Source organism: Rhizobium sp. PL01, from assembly GCF_033447125.1.
GTDB lineage: Bacteria > Pseudomonadota > Alphaproteobacteria > Rhizobiales > Rhizobiaceae > Pararhizobium.
Map to the genome: position 1 here is coordinate 739,658 of NZ_JAWQUM010000001.1, position 15,759 is coordinate 755,416.

At 59.3% G+C, this 15,759-nt stretch carries 15 protein-coding genes; 8 read left to right on the forward strand and 7 right to left on the reverse strand.

Annotation, left to right across the window (positions count from 1 at the left end; genetic code table 11):
- The first annotated feature begins 1 nt into the window (after nt 1).
- The gene (locus R6X40_RS03380) at nt 2-646 is read left to right on the forward strand and encodes a DUF47 family protein (protein ID WP_318410942.1); all 645 of its coding nucleotides are present in this window, start codon (nt 2-4) and stop codon (nt 644-646) included.
- Nucleotides 646-1,647, forward strand: coding sequence for an inorganic phosphate transporter (locus R6X40_RS03385; protein WP_318410943.1), 1,002 nt, complete (start codon nt 646-648; stop codon nt 1,645-1,647). The genes R6X40_RS03380 and R6X40_RS03385 overlap by 1 nt, the downstream gene beginning before the upstream one ends.
- A gap of 68 nt (nt 1,648-1,715) precedes the next feature.
- Here R6X40_RS03385 and R6X40_RS03390 read toward each other — a convergent pair whose 3' ends face one another.
- Together R6X40_RS03390 and R6X40_RS03395 are read right to left on the reverse strand one after the other, a co-directional pair.
- Complete coding sequence (locus tag R6X40_RS03390; protein ID WP_318410944.1) at nt 1,716-3,914, reverse strand: putative bifunctional diguanylate cyclase/phosphodiesterase; 2,199 nt, start codon at nt 3,912-3,914, stop codon at nt 1,716-1,718.
- Between the two features lie 124 nt (nt 3,915-4,038).
- Entirely contained in the window at nt 4,039-4,233 is a 195-nt protein-coding gene (locus R6X40_RS03395; protein ID WP_318410946.1) for a hypothetical protein, read from the reverse strand.
- 73 nt (nt 4,234-4,306) lie between these two features.
- On the opposite strand from R6X40_RS03395, the gene R6X40_RS03400 reads away from it, so the two are divergent.
- From R6X40_RS03400 to R6X40_RS03420, 5 genes are all read left to right on the forward strand, one after another.
- Nucleotides 4,307-5,053 (forward strand): fumarylacetoacetate hydrolase family protein, encoded by a 747-nt coding sequence (locus tag R6X40_RS03400; RefSeq protein WP_318410948.1) that lies wholly within the window; start codon nt 4,307-4,309, stop codon nt 5,051-5,053.
- A gap of 195 nt (nt 5,054-5,248) precedes the next feature.
- Entirely contained in the window at nt 5,249-6,124 is an 876-nt protein-coding gene (gene panC / locus R6X40_RS03405; RefSeq protein ID WP_318410950.1) for a pantoate--beta-alanine ligase, read from the forward strand.
- Between the two features lie 2 nt (nt 6,125-6,126).
- Nucleotides 6,127-6,954 carry a 3-methyl-2-oxobutanoate hydroxymethyltransferase gene (gene panB / locus R6X40_RS03410; RefSeq protein WP_318410952.1) on the forward strand — a complete coding sequence of 276 codons (828 nt, stop codon included), beginning with the start codon at nt 6,127-6,129 and terminating at the stop codon, nt 6,952-6,954.
- A 169-nt stretch (nt 6,955-7,123) separates the two neighbouring features.
- Entirely contained in the window at nt 7,124-7,840 is a 717-nt protein-coding gene (locus tag R6X40_RS03415; RefSeq protein WP_318410953.1) for an AzlC family ABC transporter permease, read from the forward strand.
- A gap of 2 nt (nt 7,841-7,842) precedes the next feature.
- Nucleotides 7,843-8,154, forward strand: a complete 312-nt coding sequence (locus tag R6X40_RS03420) for an AzlD family protein (RefSeq protein ID WP_318410954.1) — start codon at nt 7,843-7,845, stop codon at nt 8,152-8,154.
- Between the two features lie 37 nt (nt 8,155-8,191).
- Here the strand turns inward: R6X40_RS03420 and R6X40_RS03425 are convergent, their stop codons facing one another.
- The 5 genes from R6X40_RS03425 to R6X40_RS03445 form a co-directional block, all read right to left on the reverse strand.
- The gene (locus R6X40_RS03425) at nt 8,192-10,027 is read right to left on the reverse strand and encodes an aminopeptidase P family protein (protein ID WP_318410956.1); all 1,836 of its coding nucleotides are present in this window, start codon (nt 10,025-10,027) and stop codon (nt 8,192-8,194) included.
- 511 nt (nt 10,028-10,538) lie between these two features.
- Nucleotides 10,539-11,417 carry a 50S ribosomal protein L11 methyltransferase gene (locus R6X40_RS03430; protein ID WP_318410958.1) on the reverse strand — a complete coding sequence of 293 codons (879 nt, stop codon included), beginning with the start codon at nt 11,415-11,417 and terminating at the stop codon, nt 10,539-10,541.
- Between the two features lie 88 nt (nt 11,418-11,505).
- Nucleotides 11,506-12,636: an FAD-dependent oxidoreductase gene (locus tag R6X40_RS03435; RefSeq protein WP_318410959.1), complete on the reverse strand. Its 1,131-nt coding sequence runs from the start codon at nt 12,634-12,636 to the stop codon at nt 11,506-11,508.
- Nucleotides 12,637-12,656: 20 nt separating this feature from the next.
- Nucleotides 12,657-13,256 carry an SCO family protein gene (locus tag R6X40_RS03440; RefSeq protein ID WP_318410961.1) on the reverse strand — a complete coding sequence of 200 codons (600 nt, stop codon included), beginning with the start codon at nt 13,254-13,256 and terminating at the stop codon, nt 12,657-12,659.
- 105 nt (nt 13,257-13,361) lie between these two features.
- Complete coding sequence (locus R6X40_RS03445) at nt 13,362-13,520, reverse strand: hypothetical protein (RefSeq protein ID WP_318410963.1); 159 nt, start codon at nt 13,518-13,520, stop codon at nt 13,362-13,364.
- Nucleotides 13,521-13,785: 265 nt separating this feature from the next.
- Here R6X40_RS03445 and R6X40_RS03450 point away from each other — a divergent pair, with 265 nt between their 5' ends.
- Complete coding sequence (locus tag R6X40_RS03450; RefSeq protein ID WP_318411311.1) at nt 13,786-15,759, forward strand: methyl-accepting chemotaxis protein; 1,974 nt, start codon at nt 13,786-13,788, stop codon at nt 15,757-15,759.

Consider the following 15,759-nt stretch of genomic DNA (forward strand, 5'->3'; position numbering starts at 1 on the left):
AATGCTGGGTTGGTTTCGCAAGCTCCTGCCGCGCGAAGACAAGTTCTTCGAGCTTTTCGAAGCGCATTCGCGCACCGTCGTGAGTGCAGCCGAAGCTTTGAAGGCGCTGCTTGCCGGCGAGGGCGATCTTGATGCCCATTGCGAGCGCATCATTGCGCTTGAAGACCAGGCCGACGCGATCACCCGCGACGTCCTGCTCGCGGTCCGCCTGAGTTTCATCACGCCGTTCGATCGTGGCGATATCAAGGACCTGATCCAGTCGATGGATGACGCCATCGACATGATGCACAAGACGGTCAAGACCATCCGGCTGTTCGAGCAGACGAGCTTTGACCCCCGTATGCGCGAAATGGGTGTTCTGATTATCGATTCCGCCAGGCTGGTCGCAGAAGCGATCCCGTTGCTGGACCGTATCGGCGCCAATGTGCCGCGCCTGACCGCTATCGCCGAAGAAGTCACGCGGCTTGAGGAACGCTCCGACCAATTGCACGACCAAGGCCTGAAAGACCTGTTCCGTCGCCACGGCGCCTCGAACCCAATGGCCTATGTCATCGGCAGCGAGATTTATGGCGAACTCGAAAAGGTGGTTGACCGTTTCGAGGACGTCGTCAATGAAATCAGCGGCATCCTGATCGAGAACGTCTGATGGACGCGACGCTCGCCCTGCCATTGCTCATCGCCCTGATCGGCGTCGCGCTGTTCTTCGATTTTCTCAACGGCCTGCACGACGCCGCCAATTCGATCGCCACGATCGTTTCGACGCGAGTTCTGCGGCCGCAATATGCCGTCATGTGGGCGGCATTCTTCAATTTCATCGCCTTCCTGTTCTTTGGCCTGCATGTTGCCGAAACACTGGGAACCGGTATCATCGATCCGTCCATCGTCACGCCGCAGGTGATCTTTGCCGCGTTGATGGGGGCGATCATCTGGAATATCGTCACCTGGATCTTCGGCATACCGTCGAGTTCGTCGCATGCGCTGGTTGGCGGACTGGTCGGCGCCGGCCTTGCCAAGACCGGCGGCGATGCAATTGTTCTCTCCGGCCTTCTGAAAACCGTGGCTGCCATTTTCATGTCGCCGATGATCGGTTTCATGCTGGCGCTGCTGCTGGTCCTCATCGTGTCCTGGGTCTGCCTTCGCAAGACACCGTTTGCCGTCGATCGCAGCTTTCGTGGCCTGCAGTTCATTTCCGCGTCGCTCTATTCGCTGGGGCATGGCGGCAATGACGCGCAGAAGACCATGGGCATTATTGCCGTGCTGCTGTTCAGCCAGGGCTATCTCGGCGACAAGTTCTACGTGCCGTTCTGGGTGGTCATCACCTGCCAGTCGGCCATGGCGCTCGGAACTCTGTTCGGAGGTTGGCGCATCGTCCACACGATGGGCTCGAAGATCACCAAGCTCAATCCGATGCAGGGTTTTTGCGCGGAAACCGGCGGGGCGATCACCCTGTTTGCCGCGACATGGCTGGGGATTCCGGTCTCGACCACGCATACGATTACAGGCGCGATCATTGGCGTTGGTGCGGCACGGCGTGTCTCGGCGGTGCGCTGGGGGCTTGCCGGCAATATTCTGATTGCCTGGGTTGTAACCCTGCCGGCAGCAGCGCTGATTTCCGCGCTGTTCTATTTTCTGGTCGGTCTGCTGTAGGAAAGCGGGCCGAAGGCTAAAGTCAAATATCTAAGCGCGGGCGATGCTCCAAAAGAGCGGACCGCGCTTCAGTGCATCCGTATGGCAGTTTGATTGGTGAAGCCTTTGGCCAGGAGCACTGCGGTTTGCTCCGGCGGAACCGCCTTACCGTAGCGATAACCCTGGCCAGCCTTGCAGCCGAGCAGCCGCAAGGTCAGTTCCTGCTCCTCTGTCTCGATACCTTCTGCGATTGTTTCCAGCCCGAGTTCGGCGCTCATCATCAACATTGCCCTGGTAATAGCCGCATCATGCGGGTTCTCCGTCATTTCGCTGATAAATGACCGGTCGATCTTCAGCGTAGTCAGCGGAAACCGTTGTAATGAACTCAGGGATGCAAAACCGGTGCCGAAATCGTCGAAGGCGATGCCGACGCCGAGGTCGCGCAGGCGTCGCACGGCCGCAAGGGCATTATCGTCGTTGAGAAGCGCTATCGTCTCCGTGACCTCAAGGCCAAGGGCAGACGTGGGCAGATTGTGTTCGGCAAGTGCGCTTGTGACATGCTGGACGAGGGTCGCGGCACGATACTGGGCTGCGAAGAGATTGACGCTGACCTTGATGGGCGGCAGGCCGCTTGCCCGCCATTCCGCCGCCTGACGGCAGGCTTCCCGCAAAACCCACCAGCCGACCGGCAAGGCAAGTGAGCTTGATTCCAGTGCCGGCAGGAAGTCGACGGGATAGAGTAGGCCAAGCTGGGGGTGCTTCCAGCGGATAAGCGCTTCCACGCCAAGAATATGCCCGTCTTCCAGAGACACCTGCGGCTGGTAGTACAAGACCAGTTCACTGTTTTTCATCGCGCGCAGTAGCTCATCCTGGGTAGCCCGCCGGGCAAGCGAATCACTGCGCATCTCAGGCTCGAACATCAGCATGGTGCCGCCACCGGCCTGCTTTGCCCGGTAGAGTGCGAAATCGGCACTGGCGAGCAGTTCCTCGGCATCGGTGCCATGCTGCGGCGCAAGTGCAATGCCTATTGTCGCAGCGAGTTGGAAGACATGTCCGCCGACATCGAACGGCACTTCGAAGGCCGAAAGCACCGCGCCGATGGCAGCCATTGCTTCGCCGGCATGTATCTGGCCTGGTAACAGCATTGCGAATTCGTCACCGCCGAAGCGTGCCACGGTGACATTTGCGGCAAGAACCGATGGTAGCCGGACGGCCACAGCCAGCAGCAGCGCGTCCCCAACGGCATGTCCGAGACTGTCGTTGACATCCTTGAAGCCGTCGATGTCGAGCAGAGCAATGGTTGCGCCCCGGTTTTCGGACAGTGCCTCCTGAAGCAGATTTTCAAACCGGTGCCGGTTGCTGAGCCCCGTCAGCGTATCCTGATTGGCCATTCTGAGCAGCCGGGCGTCGCGTTCGCGCCGGTCGGTGATGTCGCGGATAACCGCCCCCATGCCCACCCCGCGTTCGTCGTTCCAAAGCGACAGCGAAATTTCGATCGGTACCTCGGTCTGATCGCGTTTACGGGCGACCACTTCGACAGTCTTGCCGATCAGTTTCGTCGTACCCCCCGCCAGAACCCGCGCGAGGCCGGCATGATGCGCACCACGAAACCGGTCGGGAATGATGATGTCGATCAGCTGTCCAATCATCTCGTTCTGGCGATAGCCAAAGAGGTTCAGCGCCGCACGATTGACGAATTCGATCCGCCCGGCCGCATCGATCGCGAAAAAAGCCAGTTCGGTCGCAGCGGAAAAATTCATTACAGTCGAGCGGATGATCTCCGTCCGCCGTAGTCGCACCTGTTCCATGACCAGCGCGGCGAGACGTTCGAGCGTTGCCCGCTGCCGTTCGCCGAAATCCTGGCGAGGCACTGTATCTGCAATGCACAGGGCACCGATGCGGAAGCCTTCGGCTGTTGTCAGAGGAGCACCGGCATAGAAACGAAGGAAGGGCTCCCCCGTAACCAGAGGATTATCGGCAAAACGGGAATCTGCCAGCATATCGTCGATAACGAGGACATTGCCGCTTTCGATCGTATGGGTACAGATCGATATGGAGCGGGCAACGTCGGGGATATTGATGCCATGCATTGCCTTGAAGCGCTGCATATCCTTTTCAACCAGTGTGATGAAGGCCATCGGTGCATCGAAAAGCTGTGCAGCAAGCTGTGCGATCGTATCGAACCGCGGTTCTGGAGCCGTCCCGGCAATCCACAAGTTCGACAGGGTCTCCAACCGGTTGTTTTCTATATTGCCGTTCGTTTCCGCTTCAGCCATTTCCGTGCCCATTCGAAATCCCGATATTGGTTCAATGGTAGTGGCAGTATAACCCGGCAATCGTCTGTCGCTGACCGGTATTTTTCAAAGTAGTCAGAACCCGTTATCAACCACTGAAGAAATAGTGTGTCATATATTAAATGTCACTTTTGCGTGTAGTATTGTACGGCAATGATGCAGCGTTTTCCAAAAATGCCGCCTGCAAGGCGCTGCGGCAATCGTCCACGTGGCTAGCGTTCGATATGCTGCCTGCATGGCCGACGGAAATTGGCGCGTTTTGGCGCAGCGATACAGCTGGCTTTCTTGATAAATTCGGCGCGACACCCGTCATCAAATAGTATCCTATGGGGGTAGGCGGTCAAAGAACTGCCGGTGTCAACCAGAACCCGAGGAACACGCAAGCGATGAAACTGGCCACTTTGAAAGACAGTACCCGCGACGGCAAACTCGTCGTCGTCTCCAAGGATCTGACCCGCTGCTCGGAAGTCGGCCATATTGCCCGCACACTTCAGGCCGCGCTCGACGACTGGGCCCATGCCGGCCCCCGGCTGGCACGGGTTGCCATTGGCGTTGAGACCGGCGCGCAGCCGACCATGCGGTTTCACGAGCATGATGCCGCTTCGCCGCTGCCGCGCGGATTTTTCTGGGCCGGCGGCTCGGGCGGTTTTACCGGCCCCCGCGATACCATTTCCGTTCCGGACGGCGCTTCGAATGTTTCGACAACGGCCCAGCTCGCTGTGATCGTCGATGATCTGGACGTGCAGGTGGGCGCTGACGAAGCAAAGCAGGCCGTTCTTCTCGTTCTGCTTGCCAACGACGTCTCAGCCGCCGGTGCTGTCGTTGCTACGTCGTTTTCACCGGTGGCGGTCACCCCGGATGAATTGGACGACGGGGTGGATCTCTCCCTGATGGTCCGCCGGAGCGGCAAGCCGGTCGATGGTGGCAAGGGCAATGCGAAAGACTGTGCCGCTGCTGTGGCGGTTGCGGCGGGGAAGCGTTCGCTCGTCGCTGGCAGTATCGTTGCCACCGGCTCCTGCCTTGTGTCCTCGGCGCTCTCGCTTGGCGATACAGTCCGTATCGAGATGAACGACCGCACGGGTCATTCCATCTTCGGCGCGATCGAACAGAGGGTCGAAACCCGCGGCAAATAACCGCTCCGGGTTCTGGGGCAAGCCGGAACCCGATTTATCCTCAAGACAATTCTTGCCTTCAATTCTTGAATTGTCTTTTTGCACTGCACACGTTAGGAAAACCGCGCCGGGTTTCGTGCGGATGCTCGTTGCGAAAACTGGCAAGGCCAGCCGTCGTGAACAGGGCGGCATGCTTGCGGATTGGAGGATCCCGAGATGGAAACAATCACCACCATTACCGATCTGCGCGCGCGCCTGAGCGATTATCGCCGCGCCGGAAAAACCATCGGGCTCGTCCCGACCATGGGGTATCTGCATGTCGGTCACATGGAGCTGGTTGCCCGCGCACGCGCGGCTAACGACATCGTCGTCGTCAGCCTGTTCGTCAATCCCCTGCAGTTTGGCGCCAATGAGGACCTGACGAAATATCCGCGCGACCTTGCCCGCGATCAGGCGATGCTTGTTCAAGGCGGCGTCGATTTCCTCTTTGCTCCTGGTGTCGCGGATATGTATCCCCGCCCGATGGAAACCGTGGTCGATGTGCCGACGCTTGGCAGCGAACTGGAAGGTTCGGTGCGTCCTGGTCATTTCGCAGGCGTTGCCACTGTCGTCACCAAGCTCTTCAACATCGTCCAGCCGGACCGCGCCTATTTCGGCGAGAAGGATTTCCAGCAGCTGCAGATCATTCGCCGCATGGTCGAGGATATGGCACAGCCGGTCGAGGTGGTCGGTGTCGCAACCGTGCGCGAAGCCGACGGTCTGGCCTGCTCGTCGCGCAACGTCTACCTGACACCGGCGCAGCGCGCTGCTGCGGCCATCGTGCCGAAGGCACTCGATGAGGCCGGGCGGCTGATCGCCGGTGGCGTGACGGATGTGGCAGTGCTTGAAAAAGCGGTGATCGATTTTATCGGTTCTGAGCCTCTGGCGCAGCCTGAAGTGGTTGCCATGCGCGATCCGGAAACACTGCACGAATTGACGGAAATCGGCGAAAAACCGGTTCTTCTGTTGCTTTTTATCCGCTTCGGGAGCACGAAGCTGCTCGATAACAGGGTTTTCAGCCCAAAAACCACAAAATTTGCAAAGGTGGCGTGAGCATGAGTGTACAGGCAATAAAGCGGCGCCTGAGCCCCGGCAGCATCGAGGCATTGAAGGGCGAACGGCCGATCGTCAGCCTGACGGCCTATACGACGCCAATCGCCCGGCTGCTCGATCCACATGTGGATTTCATGCTGGTCGGCGATTCTCTCGGCATGGTGCTCTATGGTCTCGATTCGACCGTCGGCGTCACGCTCGACATGATGATCGCCCACGGCCAGGCCGTCATGCGCGGCTCTGAAAAAGCCTGCGTCGTCGTCGATCTGCCGTTCGGTTCCTATCAGGGATCGAAAGAACAGGCTTTCAACAGTGCTGCCCGTATCCTCAAGGAAACCGGTTGCAGTGCCGTGAAGCTTGAAGGCGGTGCGGAGATGGCGGAAACCGTCGATTTCCTTACCCAGCGCGGCATTCCGGTGCTCGGCCATGTCGGTCTGATGCCGCAACTGGTCAATACGATCGGCGGTTATCGCTCACTCGGCCGCAGCGAGAAGGAAGCGGCCAAGATTCGGCGGGACGCGAAAGCCATCGATGATGCTGGCGCCTTTGCCATCGTCGTTGAAGGCACGATCGAGCCGCTGGCCCGCGAGATCACCGAAACGCTGAGGGCGCCGACCATCGGTATCGGTGCATCGCCGGCCTGTGACGGCCAGATCCTCGTCACCGACGACATGCTCGGCATTTTCAGCGATTTCAAGCCGCGCTTCGTCAAGCATTTCGCCGAACTGGCACCGCAGATGTCGGCGGCTTTCGAGGCTTATGCCAACGAAGTCAAGGCACGCACGTTTCCGGGCATCGAGCATACGTTTCAGGTGAAGCCCAAGGGGTAAAACGCGATTTTGTTGCGATCCAGCGTTCGATCAGAAAATTGGATCACTGCATCAATCTTATTGAATTGTTCGATAGGCCCGCCGGGCCTATCTGTGCGTTTCATCATGAACGCATCTCGGCACATGTGACGTGGCCAAGGGCTGTCGTCGCTCCGGAAAGTTTCCTTCAATGACAAAAGACGATTTCTGGCAGGGCGTGCGTGGCGGTTTTCCCGTCATGGTGTCCGCAGCACCCTTCGGAGCGCTGTTCGGTGCGCTCGCGGTGGATAATGGATTTTCCGTTTTCGACGCGGTGTTCATGAGCGCCACGGTCTATGCCGGCGCCAGCCAGATGGTCGGTCTTGAGCTGTTTGGCCACAAGGTGCAGCCCTGGCTGATTATCCTGTCCATTTTCGCGGTCAATTTCCGCCATATCCTTTATTCGGCGTCGATTGCCCGGCATATCCGCCATTTCTCCGGCCTGCAGAAATTCTTCGCCTTCTTCCTGCTGGTCGATCCGCAATATGCCGAAACTGAAAAACGGGCCGAACGCGGCGAGCCGGTGACGTTTGCATGGTATCTCGGTTTCGGACTGATCATCTATCTGCCGTGGCAGGTGATGACGCTGCTCGGCGCGATCTTCGGGCAGATGATCGGTGATCCGAAGGCTATCGGTCTCGATGTGCTCTTGCCGATCTATTTCATGGGGCTGGTTCTCGGTTTCCGTAAGCGCGACAACTGGTTGCCGGTTGTCGCGGTCAGTTCGGTGGCGTCGATCGCGGCGATGCACTTCGTTGGATCACCATGGCATGTCAGCATCGGTGCAATCGCCGGCATCCTGCTTGCCGCCTGCATGCCATTGTCAAAACGGCATGAAGAACCGGTCACGCTGGAGCATGAGGTTTGATCATGGACAATGCTGAACACATGCAGTTGATCTACGTGATCCTTGCTGCCGCCGTCGCAACATTCCTGACCCGCATCGGCGGTTATGTGATGATCACGCAGATGAAGCGCATCCCGCCGCGCATGGAGGCGGCGTTGAATGCGGTGCCCGCAGCCGTTCTTTCGACACTGGTTGCGCCTGCATTTATCTCCGGTGGCTGGGATGTCGCAGTGGCCATGCTTGTTGCGCTGGTTGTTGGCCTGCGCTTTTCATCGCTCTGGATGTTGCTTGCCGGCTGGCTCGTGATCATGGCGATCCGGCATGTTGTAATGTAGTAAAAAGGCCCGCTCCTTGCGAAGCGGGCCTTTTGCTTTAGCGGCTGAGCGGCGCAGTTGCCGCCTTTAGCCAGTTTTGTACCGCTTCATCCGAGATCAACGGCAACAGCTTTTCCTGCGTTTCCTGATGATAACCGTTCAGCCAGGATAGTTCCTCTTCCGTCAGCAGCGCTGCGACGATCAGGCGGCGGTCGATTGGGCAGAAGGTCAGTGTCTCGAAACCGAGCATCGGCAGATCACCGCCCTCGACTTCGCTGGCTTCCAGCACATGGACTAGATTTTCGATCCGAATGCCGAAGGCACCGGGGCGGTAGTAGCCCGGTTCGTTCGACAGGATCATGCCGGATAGCAGTTCCTGCATCGAAGCGCGGGAAATGCGCTGCGGACCTTCGTGAACAGACAGATACGAGCCGACGCCGTGGCCGGTGCCATGGGCGAAATCGGCGCCCGCCTTCCAGAGCGCGATGCGCGCGAGCGGGTCGAGATCTACGCCGCGTGAGCCTTTTGGGAAGCGCGCGACGCTGATGGCGATCATGCCCTTCAAGACCAGTGTGAAGAAGCGGCGCTGTTCGTCCGGCACGGTGCCGATCGCGACAGTCCGGGTAATGTCCGTGGTGCCGTTGATATACTGGCCGCCCGAATCGATCAGGAACATGGTGCCATCGGCGATGGTCAGATCGCTTTCGGTGGTGACGCGGTAGTGCATGATCGCGGCATGCTCGCCCGCACCAGAGATGGTGTCGAAGGAAATGTCCTTCAGCGGGTTCTGCATCCGTTGGCCGACATTGACGCGGCAGGCTTCGAGCTTTTCGACGGCGGCAATCTCGGTGATCGTTCCGGGTTGCGTGCTGTCGAGCCAGGCGAGGAATTCGACCATGGCGGCGCCGTCCTGGAGGTGGGCACGGGCCGAGCCTTCAAGCTCAGCGGCGTTCTTGCGAGCGCGCGGCAGGCGGGCGGGGTCGATTGCCTCAAGCACCGTGCCGCCGCTGACGCGGATGCGTTCGGCGAGCGCGAACGGGGCATGATCGGGGTCGATCATGATTGTTTTGCCCGTTGCTGCAAGCGCAGCCACCTTGTCTTCGAACGATGACGGCGCTTCGAGGTTTGCCAGCTGGGTGAGGTAGGCTTCCTCCTCGATACCGGCCTTGCGCTTGTCGAGGAACAGTTCGGCACTGCCATCGGCATGGACGATAGCGCGGGCGAGGGGGTGCGGCGTGTGCGGCACGTCGCTGCCGCGGATGTTGAAGGTCCAGGCAATGGAGGACGGGTCGGTCAGTACGACGGCATCAGCACCCGCTTTGGCAATCTCTTGCGCCATCGTCGCAAGCTTGTCCTTGGCGAGAATACCGGAATGATCGAGCGGCTGGATCTTGACGCGGCCGAGCGGGGCGGCTGGGCGATCCTTCCATTGGCGATCGAGTGGATTGTGATCGAGAAACACCAGTGTGCCACCAAGCGGTTTCAGGGCTGCTTCAAGCTTGCGAACCTCGGCGCCGGTGTGCAGCCAAGGATCGATGCCGAGGCGGAAACCTTTTTTGCCGTTGTGCTCCAACCACAGATGCGGCGGTTCGCCGACGAGATCGCCGCCGGTAAACACGGTGCTGTCGACCTGCTCCTTGAGCTGGGTGACGTAACGGCCATCAACGAAGATAACCACCTGCTGCTGCGTGATCAGGGCAATACCAGCCGAACCGGTAAAGCCGGAGAGCCACAACAGGCGTTCCGACGAGGCGGGCACGTACTCGCCCTGAAACTCATCGGCCCGGGGAACGAGGAAGCCGTCGACATTCAGGTCCGCGAGCGCTGCGCGGAGTGCTGCGACCCGCTCCTTGCCGAATTGCGGGGTGGAGGTGACTTGAAAAGACTGGAACATGGGTTTTTCCTGCGATGGGAAGGAACCGGTACTGGGATCGCGCGGGGCGAGGCAGATCGATTCCTCAAAGGGTGCAGACACTCTAGCGGAAACAACCAGCGCTGCGAAAGCCCGTCTTTCTTGCTTGATTTTTGTTGAACGATTCGTTTGCGTTGTAGAACGTATGCATCATATGCATGGCACCCATGCTGCATTGCACCTAGACCGGTTTCAAGAATAGTCTATAAACCCAGTCAACGAACGCAGACGCAAATCTGTTGTTCACGCGAATGCCGTAAGGCAAAAGCTGCACAGTCTGAATATGGTTTGTCATCCTTCTCCTCCTCCCTCCGGATGGCTGATCTCAGATTGTGAAGAGTCCGCTTGAGCGCTCCTCCTCCTCAAGCTCGCGGACATGACCGGCTTGCCGGTCAGCGGGCGGTGCTTCGGCATCGCCTTCGTATTGAAAAGGCCGCTTGTCCATGACGGACAGCGGCCTTTTTCTTTTCCGAAACGTCAATTTCCTTTCCGCCTAGGGGCGGTCGAGATGGATTGTCACCCAGCCGTTGCGCCAGATGGTGCGGACATGGCGCAGATGCTGGCCGTTATAGGCCGAGAGCACCTTCCACCGCTGTGAGGCGAGGATGCCCGAGAGAATGACCGAGCCGCCCGGCGCCAGGTGGTTGGCAAGCTGCGGCGCCATCTTGATCAGTGGGCGCGCCAGGATGTTGGCGATGATCAGATCGAACGGGCCATGCGCGGCAAAAGCCGGTGAGTGAAAGCCGGGCGCAGTGACCGTGGTGACGCCAGTGGCGATGCCATTGCGTTTGACGTTTTCGGCCGCGACGCGCGTGGCGATCGGGTCGATGTCGGTTGCCAGAACCGGAACAGGCTTGATCTTGCGCGCGGCGATGGCCAGCACGCCGCTGCCGGTGCCGAGATCGAGCGCATTGCGGACCTTGCGGGCGCGCATGACCGTTTCGATCACTTCAAGGCAGCCTGCTGTCGTGCCATGATGGCCGGTGCCGAATGCCTGGCCTGCATCAATCTCGATGGCGATGTCGTTCAGCCGGACCTTGTCGCGGTCATGCGAGCCATGGACAAGGAACCGTCCGGCGCGCACCGGGGACAGGCCCTCCAGCGACTTTGCAATCCAGTCGACGTCTGGAATGACCTCACGCTCGATCTGGGCATCCGGAAACCGGTCGCCGACAACCGCGGCAAAACGTACTCGCATGTCGTCTTCTTCATCGAAGTCGAGATAGAGCGACGCTTCCCAGATGTCGTTCTTCTCGTCCATCTCCATGGTGGCGATAGCATAGCCCTCGTCCTCGAAAGCATCGGTCATCAGGTCGAGGAGGACTTCGGAGAGCTTTTCGGTCGTGGTGATGAAGAGGCGCAGGTCGCTCAATGTCTTTGTCCTTGTCGGCAAGTGCTTGCCGTGGGGACGGCTTGCGCGGCTCTAGCATGCCCGCGGATACGAGGTAAAGCGCAGCGCCCTATTGCGCGCCGGGAATCCAGGGCGGCGGCGGGGTATCCTGACCGGCAGCATTGCGAAGAAAGGCTGTCGTGATAGCGGGAATATGAGTGACCACGGGCAGCAGCAGTGATCGCAGCCCTGTCAGGATAGGGTTTTTCAGCGTGATGAAGGCCGTGTTGCGCCTGGTATCCTTGAGGACGGTTTTGACTGCCGGTATCCGCAGGCTGGAATAATCCTTTTCCCGCCCCTCCGATATCAGCCAGGCCAGCCAGCAGGCGTCCTCGATCCCGAGATTCATACCACGTGCACCGGCTGGCGAATGCACATGGGCGGCATCGCCAGCCAGAAACACATTGCCGCGGCTCATGGTCTCGACATGGCGGAAGCTGATCTTGAATTCCGAGCTCCACGTCCGCTCCTGCACCATGGCCGGATGGTCGATACGGGTCTCGAAATCCTCCTGCGTCGACAGATATCGCAACGTATCCTCGCTCACCGGTAAGCGGCCAAGCACACCGGGATTGAGGAAATTCATCTCGATGAAGCCGGTATCGACCGGTTGGGCATAGCGATAATCGGCGAGAAAAAACCGGGTCTCGATCGCATTCCCCGGAAAAGCAAACCCGAAGGCTTTCCGCACGGCGGAATGAGCTCCGTCGGCGCCGATCAGCATGTCCGGCTCAACCGTTTCCGCGCGGCCGTCCGAATGCTGAAGGGTAATCACCGGCTTTTTGACGTCACCGGACAATGACGTGAGTTCCGTAGACCATTCCGGAGCGATGCCGAAAGACGACAGTTTTTGCAGCATCAGCCGTTCCGTTTCGCCCTGCGGCAAGATCTGGATCGGGCAATAGTGGCTGCGGAAATTCTCGGTTTCGACAGTCGCCAGCGGTTTTCCGACGGACGATATCTTGAATTTCGTCAGGCGCCGGGCCTTGGCAAGGATCAAGGCGCTGACACCGGAGGCTTCCAGCAGCGTCAGGGTTCTGGCATTGACACCGAGTGCCCGGCTTTCGTGGATGGGTGTCGGCCCAGTTGCTTTCGCCACGAGGCGGGATTTTAAACCCCGCCGCGCCAGTTCGAGTGCCAAGGCAAGTCCGGTTGGCCCGGCTCCGGCGATCAGGATGGATTTTGCGCTGCCTTCACCCATCAGTCCCTCGCGACGACTGTCTATTTCTTGGTCAGGTTTTCCAGTTTCTTGACTGCGGTCTCGGGATTTTCCTCATAGGCGATCGTGCCTGAGAATTTGCCCTTGGAGTCGAGCAGGAACACCGATGCAGTATGATCCATCGTGTAGTCGCCGTCAGGTTTCTTTTCATCTAGCGGCACCTTCTTGGCATAGACCCGGAAGCCCTTGACCATTTCCATGACCTTGTCCGGTGGACCGGAAATGCCGGTAATGCGCTTGGAAACGTTGGACACGTATTGTCCGAGGATTTCCGGCGTGTCGCGCTCCGGATCGACACTGATGAAATAGGCCTGCAGCTTGGTGCCATCGGGATCGACTTTTTCAAGCCAGCCGTTCAGTTCGAACAGGGTGGTCGGGCAGACTTCCGGGCAATGGGTGAAGCCGAAGAACAGGGCTGTCGGTTTGCCGGTGAAAGCGGCCTGCGTGATCGGCTGCCCGGTCTGCGAAACCAGTTCGAAGGGGACACCGAACGGACCGGCTGCGATCTCCTCTTTACCCGTGGTCATCTGGTAGCTGATCCAGCCCAGTGCGGCTGCGACGACGGCAACGGCCGCCCAAAGAAAGATGCGTAGTGTCTTCATGATGATGTCCGCTCGAAATCTGCCAATTATTGCTGTTCAGATAGCGGTTTGGCGCGGGCCTTGCAAAACAATCACGCTGCCAGCGTCAAAATGCGGCAGGTTTGGTCAGAAACACCACGACATGCCGTTTTCGGCCATCGTCAGCAACATTTCCGGCCCCTGGATGACCCATCCGAGAAAACCGGCAACGCACAGAAGCAGGCCGATACCGCCAAGGGCGAGGATCATCAGGGAGTGCGGCTTTTTTCCATCATCGTCGTGCATGTCCTGACGATACCGTGCTGCCCTTCGCATGGAAAGCATATTTGTCGGATTTGAAGTGCCGCTTGTGCTCGGCCTGACCAGAATTTCACTATCATTTTAGCGAATGTTTAATTTGTGTTTGCCATGTTCTGTATGCGTGAAGGGGCATCAGTTCCTCTTGCTGACATGACGTCGCCGGTTTTTATCCAGTCCGGTTTTGCGCATCATCGCTCTCCCCAAATTGCGCGCCCACCGCTGCATTCAAGAACTGGATCAATGCCGCATGATGTCTCCTGCACGGATCGACCGCAAACTTTCCCTCAGCCAGCGGCTGGCGACGCTGGGGGTCGCCGCGTTTGTCGGCTTTGGCTCGATGCTCGCCGTTGGCTGGTATGAAAATTCACGGGTGGATCAGGCACTGGATCGCGCCATCATTGCCCAGGATGCGATCAAGAATGCCAGCGCCATGCGGCTCACAAGCGTCGAGCTGACCCTGGTGGCAATGGACGTCATCGTCGATCGCGGCGATCGCAAAGTGGCGCCGGAGCGGCAGACGCTGATTTCTGATTCGATTGCGATACTTCAAGCCGGAAAGCCGGCGGCGATGGAACTGGCGGCCTCCGTCGGCAAGCCGGAGATCATGGCGACGTTCGATGCCGATTTTGCCGAGATGACCAAGGTCATTCAGGTTGATTTGAAGACGATGATCGAGGATGGCGCGGCGCCTGAAGCCTTCGATGCGGTCGACAATGCGATCGACGGGGCTGGCGAGCGTATGACGACATCGCTCGGAAAGCTGTATGACGAGGCCGGGATTGCGCTTGGCGCCCGTGTCGCCGAAGCGACGGCCCGATCGGCCGAATCCATCCAGCTGCAGCTTGTCCTTGGTTCGGCCGCCATGATGTTGCTCCTCGGCCTGCTCTATTTTCACGGCAATATCCTTCGCCGCGGTGTCTTTGCCGTCCGCGACAGTATGCAGCGTATCCTTAGTGGCGATTATCAGACGGCCGTCGATGCGGTTGAGCGCGGTGACGAAATCGGCGAGATGGCGCGTTCGGTCGAGATGTTCCGGACCGCGGCCGTCGAAAAGCGCGAACTCGAACAGACCGCTGCAGCAAGCCGCAACGAAAACGAGACCGAGCGCGCGGCGCGCGAGGCGGCAAGTGCTGAAGCGGCTCGTCAGGTGCAGCACGCGGTCACCGCACTGGGGCAGGGGCTCAATCGTCTGTCCGATGGCAACCTGACTGCGACGATCGACCAGCCATTCCGGCAAGACCTCGAATCACTGCGTCAGGACTTCAACCACACCGTCGAGAAGCTTCAGGGCGTCTTGTCCAATGTTCAGGAAAACACCAGCTCTATTCAATCGAACAGCCGCCAGATGCGCGGTGCTGCCGACGATCTTGCCAAGCGGACGGAACAGCAGGCTGCCTCGCTCGAGGAAACGTCTGCCGCGCTGGATCAGATCACCGTCACAGTCCGCAGTGCGACGAAGCGCGCCGAGGAAGCCAGCCAGATGGTCGGCGAAACCCGCAACAATGCCGAGGAATCGGGCCGCATCGTCCGCGAGGCTGTCGAGGCCATGGCCCGGATCGAAAACGCATCGTCCGAAATCGGCAAGATCATCAACGTCATTGACGAAATCGCTTTCCAGACCAATCTTCTGGCGCTGAATGCCGGCGTCGAGGCCGCGCGTGCCGGTGAAGCCGGTAAGGGATTTGCCGTCGTCGCTCAGGAAGTTCGCGAGCTCGCCCAGCGGGCTGCCGGTGCTGCCAAGGACATCAAGGTGCTTGTCGGCCGTTCCAGCAGCGAAGTCGGCACCGGCGTCAAGCTGGTCCAGGCAACCGGTGAAGCACTCGGCCGGATCGGCACGGATGTGGTGCGGATCAACGAACACATGACCTCGATCGTCAATGCCGCCCGCGAACAGTCGGTCGGTCTTCAGGAAATCAACACGGCGATCGGCCAACTGGATCATATGACCCAGCAGAACGCCGCCATGGTCGAACAGACCAATGCTGCCAGCCATACCTTGGCGCAGGACGCTGAGGGTCTGACCGCTCTGATTGGCCAGTTCCAGCTCAGCGGCGCGTCTGCACGCCCCATCCACCAGCCTATTCGCGTCGCAACACCAGCGACCACGCGCCCCGCACCATCCCCCGCCAAAGCCCTGATGGGCAAGCTGGCGGGCGCCTTTAACAGCCCCGCGTCATCCGTGCCGAAAGCATCGGGTTCCGCCGAAAACTGGGAAGAATTCTGA

What these genes read in the sequence shown, in the direction of transcription:
- R6X40_RS03380 (WP_318410942.1), top strand. Translation starts at nt 2, where the DNA reads ATGCTGGGTTGGTTTCGCAAGCTCCTGCCGCGCGAAGACAAGTTCTTC.
- R6X40_RS03385 (WP_318410943.1), top strand. Translation starts at nt 646, where the DNA reads ATGGACGCGACGCTCGCCCTGCCATTGCTCATCGCCCTGATCGGCGTC.
- R6X40_RS03390 (WP_318410944.1), bottom strand. Translation starts at nt 3,914, where the DNA reads ATGGGCACGGAAATGGCTGAAGCGGAAACGAACGGCAATATAGAAAAC.
- R6X40_RS03395 (WP_318410946.1), bottom strand. Translation starts at nt 4,233, where the DNA reads ATGACGGGTGTCGCGCCGAATTTATCAAGAAAGCCAGCTGTATCGCTG.
- R6X40_RS03400 (WP_318410948.1), top strand. Translation starts at nt 4,307, where the DNA reads ATGAAACTGGCCACTTTGAAAGACAGTACCCGCGACGGCAAACTCGTC.
- panC (WP_318410950.1), top strand. Translation starts at nt 5,249, where the DNA reads ATGGAAACAATCACCACCATTACCGATCTGCGCGCGCGCCTGAGCGAT.
- panB (WP_318410952.1), top strand. Translation starts at nt 6,127, where the DNA reads ATGAGTGTACAGGCAATAAAGCGGCGCCTGAGCCCCGGCAGCATCGAG.
- R6X40_RS03415 (WP_318410953.1), top strand. Translation starts at nt 7,124, where the DNA reads ATGACAAAAGACGATTTCTGGCAGGGCGTGCGTGGCGGTTTTCCCGTC.
- R6X40_RS03420 (WP_318410954.1), top strand. Translation starts at nt 7,843, where the DNA reads ATGGACAATGCTGAACACATGCAGTTGATCTACGTGATCCTTGCTGCC.
- R6X40_RS03425 (WP_318410956.1), bottom strand. Translation starts at nt 10,027, where the DNA reads ATGTTCCAGTCTTTTCAAGTCACCTCCACCCCGCAATTCGGCAAGGAG.
- R6X40_RS03435 (WP_318410959.1), bottom strand. Translation starts at nt 12,636, where the DNA reads ATGGGTGAAGGCAGCGCAAAATCCATCCTGATCGCCGGAGCCGGGCCA.
- R6X40_RS03440 (WP_318410961.1), bottom strand. Translation starts at nt 13,256, where the DNA reads ATGAAGACACTACGCATCTTTCTTTGGGCGGCCGTTGCCGTCGTCGCA.
- R6X40_RS03445 (WP_318410963.1), bottom strand. Translation starts at nt 13,520, where the DNA reads ATGCACGACGATGATGGAAAAAAGCCGCACTCCCTGATGATCCTCGCC.
- R6X40_RS03450 (WP_318411311.1), top strand. Translation starts at nt 13,786, where the DNA reads ATGTCTCCTGCACGGATCGACCGCAAACTTTCCCTCAGCCAGCGGCTG.